Origin of the sequence: Psychrobacter sp. JCM 18901 (genome assembly GCF_000586435.1) — a bacterium.
Taxonomy (GTDB): Bacteria; Pseudomonadota; Gammaproteobacteria; order Pseudomonadales; family Moraxellaceae; genus Psychrobacter.
Map to the genome: position 1 here is coordinate 1 of NZ_BAWH01000038.1, position 5769 is coordinate 5769.

At 48.0% G+C, this 5769-nt stretch carries 2 tRNA genes and 3 rRNA genes; all 5 read left to right on the top strand.

The window, feature by feature from the left end:
• The first annotated feature begins 441 nt into the window (after positions 1 to 441).
• The 5 genes from TT11_RS16350 to rrf all read left to right on the top strand — a co-directional run bounded on the left by TT11_RS16350 (position 442) and on the right by rrf (position 5719).
• Positions 442 to 1980 (top strand): 16S ribosomal RNA (locus TT11_RS16350).
• Between the two features lie 75 nt (positions 1981 to 2055).
• Positions 2056 to 2132, top strand: a tRNA-Ile gene (locus TT11_RS16355).
• 9 nt (positions 2133 to 2141) lie between these two features.
• A tRNA-Ala gene (locus TT11_RS16360) sits at positions 2142 to 2217 on the top strand.
• Between the two features lie 347 nt (positions 2218 to 2564).
• Positions 2565 to 5419, top strand: a 23S ribosomal RNA gene (locus TT11_RS16365).
• A 186-nt stretch (positions 5420 to 5605) separates the two neighbouring features.
• Positions 5606 to 5719, top strand: a 5S ribosomal RNA gene (gene rrf / locus TT11_RS16370).
• The 16S, 23S and 5S rRNA genes sit together here with 2 tRNA genes alongside, the layout of an rRNA operon.
• Positions 5720 to 5769: the final 50 nt, after the last annotated feature.

Genomic DNA, 5769 nt, shown 5'->3' on the forward strand with positions numbered 1-5769 from the left:
TCTATAATACGCACCTCATCAAGACGAGCTGGAAGTAGCTAGTGTGTAGATTACACATTAATAACCCAGTTAACTTGTTGAAACAAATTAAAAAAAGAAGTTGACAGACTATTAAAACATGATATGATGGTCAGCTCGCTAAATAGGATAAGCCACATTGGCTGACTTATTTAGTTTGAAATACTAGCACTGGACGACAGTGTCAGACATTATTTAAAAGCATAACTAAAGAACAACTTGTGTGGATTTTTGCTGATTCAGAATGCTAAAAAATAAAGTTGACTATCTTTTCTTTTCGGAAAGATTATTAACTATAAAAATTATCATTTAAGACAGCAGAAAAACTCAAAGTTAATTCATTACGAACATAATTTTTAGCGATTTTGCCAGATTAAATGAGCCAAGTTTAGAAGCTTCTTTAAAGAGCTTCATAGCAAGATTAAACTGAAGAGTTTGATCATGGCTCAGATTGAACGCTGGCGGCAGGCTTAACACATGCAAGTCGAGCGGAAACGATGGTAGCTTGCTACCAGGCGTCGAGCGGCGGACGGGTGAGTAATACTTAGGAATCTACCTAGTAGTGGGGGATAGCACGGGGAAACTCGTATTAATACCGCATACGACCTACGGGAGAAAGGGGGCAGTTTACTGCTCTCGCTATTAGATGAGCCTAAGTCGGATTAGCTAGATGGTGGGGTAAAGGCCTACCATGGCGACGATCTGTAGCTGGTCTGAGAGGATGATCAGCCACACCGGGACTGAGACACGGCCCGGACTCCTACGGGAGGCAGCAGTGGGGAATATTGGACAATGGGGGAAACCCTGATCCAGCCATGCCGCGTGTGTGAAGAAGGCCTTTTGGTTGTAAAGCACTTTAAGCAGTGAAGAAGACTCTTCGGTTAATACCCGGAGACGATGACATTAGCTGCAGAATAAGCACCGGCTAACTCTGTGCCAGCAGCCGCGGTAATACAGAGGGTGCAAGCGTTAATCGGAATTACTGGGCGTAAAGCGAGCGTAGGTGGCTTGATAAGTCAGATGTGAAATCCCCGGGCTTAACCTGGGAACTGCATCTGAAACTGTTAGGCTAGAGTAGGTGAGAGGGAAGTAGAATTTCAGGTGTAGCGGTGAAATGCGTAGAGATCTGAAGGAATACCGATGGCGAAGGCAGCTTCCTGGCATCATACTGACACTGAGGCTCGAAAGCGTGGGTAGCAAACAGGATTAGATACCCTGGTAGTCCACGCCGTAAACGATGTCTACTAGTCGTTGGGTCCCTTGAGGACTTAGTGACGCAGCTAACGCAATAAGTAGACCGCCTGGGGAGTACGGCCGCAAGGTTAAAACTCAAATGAATTGACGGGGGCCCGCACAAGCGGTGGAGCATGTGGTTTAATTCGATGCAACGCGAAGAACCTTACCTGGTCTTGACATATCTAGAATCCTGCAGAGATGCGGGAGTGCCTTCGGGAATTAGAATACAGGTGCTGCATGGCTGTCGTCAGCTCGTGTCGTGAGATGTTGGGTTAAGTCCCGCAACGAGCGCAACCCTTGTCCTTAGTTACCAGCGGGTTAAGCCGGGAACTCTAAGGATACTGCCAGTGACAAACTGGAGGAAGGCGGGGACGACGTCAAGTCATCATGGCCCTTACGACCAGGGCTACACACGTGCTACAATGGTAGGTACAGAGGGCAGCTACACAGCGATGTGATGCGAATCTCAAAAAGCCTATCGTAGTCCAGATTGGAGTCTGCAACTCGACTCCATGAAGTAGGAATCGCTAGTAATCGCGGATCAGAATGCCGCGGTGAATACGTTCCCGGGCCTTGTACACACCGCCCGTCACACCATGGGAGTTGATTGCACCAGAAGTGGATAGCTTAACCTTCGGGGAGGCGTTCACCACGGTGTGGTTGATGACTGGGGTGAAGTCGTAACAAGGTAGCCGTAGGGGAACCTGCGGCTGGATCACCTCCTTATAGACGCATTCGGTCAGCAAGAATTCACAACAAGTTGTTCTTTAGTTTAAGCTTACGTTTTTAACAAACGTATTAGGGTCTGTAGCTCAGCTGGTTAGAGCACCGTGTTGATAACGCGGGGGTCGGTGGTTCAAGTCCACCTAGACCCACCATTTTACAATGGGGCCATAGCTCAGTTGGTAGAGCGCCTGCCTTGCACGCAGGAGGTCAACGGTTCGACTCCGTTTGGCTCCACCACTACTAAGACGGTTAAGTAAGCTTTAGATGCTAATAAATAAATAGGTATTAAATAGAAACAAGTGATTGTTAATGATTACTTCTTTCTGTTTTATACAGAATCTGTGACTCGACGAGAGCATAGAGACTATTTAAAAACATAGATATGAGTCTGGGTTAGGAAGAGCGTGTTCACGCGCACTTCTTAACCTTAATAACTCACCTCTTAACGACATCAGTTGTTATCCCAGGGGTGAGTTATTAAAAAAAGTAAAGAGAACTGAATCAAGCGTATAAACATAGGTGATATCGTTATCATAATTAGATTGTATGACACTTAGAAGTCGAAAGACTACTTGGGGTTGTATGGTCAAGTAATGAAGCGCACATGGTGGATGCTTGGCAGTCAGAGGCGATGAAAGACGTGACAGCCTGCGATAAGCTTCGGGGAGGCGGCAATATCCTGTGATCCGGAGATTTCTGAATGGGGAAACCCACTTACCATAAGGTAGGTATCCTAATTTATTAGGAAGCGAACGAGGGGAAGTGAAACATCTCAGTACCCTTAGGAATAGACATCAATTGAGATTCCCCTAGTAGCGGCGAGCGAACGGGGAGAAGCCGATTAATTCTAATGTAGAAGAACAGCGTGGGAAAGCTGACCGTAGTAGGTGATAGTCCTGTATTCGAAACATTAGAGTTAACATATTAAGTAGAGCGGGGCACGAGAAATCCTGTTTGAAGATGGGGGGACCATCCTCCAAGGCTAAATACTCCTGACTGACCGATAGTGAACCAGTACCGTGAGGGAAAGGCGAAAAGAACCCCTGTGAGGGGAGTGAAATAGAACCTGAAACCGTGTGCGTACAAGCAGTGGGAGCCCACTTGTTGGGTGACCGCGTACCTTTTGTATAATGGGTCAGCGACTTATATTCTGTAGCAAGGTTAACCGTTTAGGGGAGCCGTAGGGAAACCGAGTCTTAATAGGGCGTTTAGTTGCAGGGTATAGACCCGAAACCGAGTGATCTATCCATGAGCAGGTTGAAAGTGCCGTAACAGGCACCGGAGGACCGAACCCACTGTCGTTGAAAAGCCAGGGGATGACTTGTGGATAGGGGTGAAAGGCTAATCAAACTCGGTGATAGCTGGTTCTCCCCGAAAGCTATTTAGGTAGCGCCTCGGACGAACACCATTGGGGGTAGAGCACTGTTTCGGCTAGGGGGTCATACCGACTTACCAAACCGATGCAAACTCCGAATACCGATGAGTGATATCCGGGAGACACACGGTGGGTGCTAACGTCCATCGTGGAGAGGGAAACAACCCAGACCGCCAGCTAAGGCCCCAAATTCCTAGTTAAGTGGGAAACGAGGTGGGAAGGCATAGACAGCTAGGAGGTTGGCTTAGAAGCAGCCATCCTTTAAAGAAAGCGTAATAGCTCACTAGTCGAGTCGGCCCGCGCGGAAGATGTAACGGGGCTCAAACTAGGAGCCGAAGCTGCGGATTTGAATTTGTTTTCAAGTGGTAGGGGAGCGTTGTGTAAGCCTGTGAAGGTGTGTTGTAAAGCATGCTGGAGGTATCACAAGAGCGAATGCTGACGTGAGTAACGATAATGCGAGTGAAAAGCTCGCACGCCGGAAGATCAAGGGTTCCAGTCCAACGTTAATCGGGGCTGGGTGAGTCGACCCCTAAGGCGAGGCCGAAAGGCGTAGTCGATGGGAAATCGGTTAATATTCCGATACTTGTTTATAATGCGATGGAGGGACGGAGAAGGTTATGTCAGCCTGGCGTTGGTTGTCCAGGTGAAAGGATGTAGGTTTATAGCTTAGGTAAATCCGGGCTATTCTATACCGAGATCTGATAGCAAGCTGTACTTGTACAGCGAAGTGGCAAATACCATGCTTCCAGGAAAAGCTTCTAAGCAATAGTTATAAACGAATCGTACCCTAAACCGACACAGGTGATCAGGTAGAGAATACCAAGGCGCTTGAGAGAACTCTGCTGAAGGAACTAGGCAAAATGGTACCGTAACTTCGGGAGAAGGTACGCTGTTGATGGTGATAGGACTTGCTCCTTGAGCTGTTGGCAGTCGCAGATACCAGGCTGCTGCAACTGTTTATTAAAAACACAGCACTCTGCAAACACGAAAGTGGACGTATAGGGTGTGATGTCTGCCCGGTGCTGGAAGGTTAATTGATGGGGTTAGCGTAAGCGAAGCTCTTGATCGAAGCCCCAGTAAACGGCGGCCGTAACTATAACGGTCCTAAGGTAGCGAAATTCCTTGTCGGGTAAGTTCCGACCTGCACGAATGACATAATGATGGCAGCGCTGTCTCCAGCAGAGACTCAGTGAAATCGAAATCGCAGTGAAGATGCTGTGTACCCGCGGCTAGACGGAAAGACCCCGTGAACCTTTACTACAGCTTTACATTGAACTTTGACCTGACTTGTGCAGGATAGGTGGGAGGCTTTGAAGCCGAGACGCTAGTCTCGGTGGAGCCAATCTTGAAATACCACCCTGGTCATGTTGGGGTTCTAACTCAGGTATAACAATACCGAGGACAATGTATGGTGGGTAGTTTGACTGGGGCGGTCTCCTCCTAAAGAGTAACGGAGGAGTACGAAGGTGCGCTCAGACCGGTCGGAAATCGGTCGTAGAGTATAAAGGCAAAAGCGCGCTTAACTGCGAGACCCACAAGTCGAGCAGGTACGAAAGTAGGTCTTAGTGATCCGGTGGTTCTGTATGGAAGGGCCATCGCTCAACGGATAAAAGGTACTCTGGGGATAACAGGCTGATACCGCCCAAGAGTTCATATCGACGGCGGTGTTTGGCACCTCGATGTCGGCTCATCTCATCCTAGGGCTGAAGCAGGTCCTAAGGGTATGGCTGTTCGCCATTTAAAGAGGTACGCGAGCTGGGTTTAGAACGTCGTGAGACAGTTCGGTCCCTATCTACCGTGGGCGTTGGAAATTTGAGAGGATCTGCTCCTAGTACGAGAGGACCAGAGTGGACGAACCTCTGGTGTTCGGGTTGTCACGCCAGTGGCATTGCCCGGTAGCTACGTTCGGATGGGATAACCGCTGAAAGCATCTAAGCGGGAAGCCCACCTCAAGATTAGATTTCCCTAAAGAGCCGTTCAAGACTAGGACGTTGATAGGCAGGGTGTGGAAGCGCAGCGATGTGTGTAGCTAACCTGTACTAATTGCTCGTTTGGCTTGACCATACAACACCCAAGTGGTTTGTAACCAAGTCTAATTAATCTATCTTGTATAGCTCAGGCTATAGAATAAGAAAGAACATTTCGATATCACCTTTAACCTTGATTCAGTTAGGTTACAAGTTGATCGACCATAAACTAAACATTTATAGTCAAACAATAAAAACAACAGACTCATATCTAACCCCCTTTGCTGACGACAATAGCGCGATGGCCCCACCTGATCCCTTCCCGAACTCAGAAGTGAAACATCGTAGCGCCAATGGTAGTGTGGTTCGCCCATGTGAGAGTAGGTCATCGTCAGCTCTCTATTCTGAAATATCCCCCGACATTAGCTTGTCGGGGGATTTTCTTTG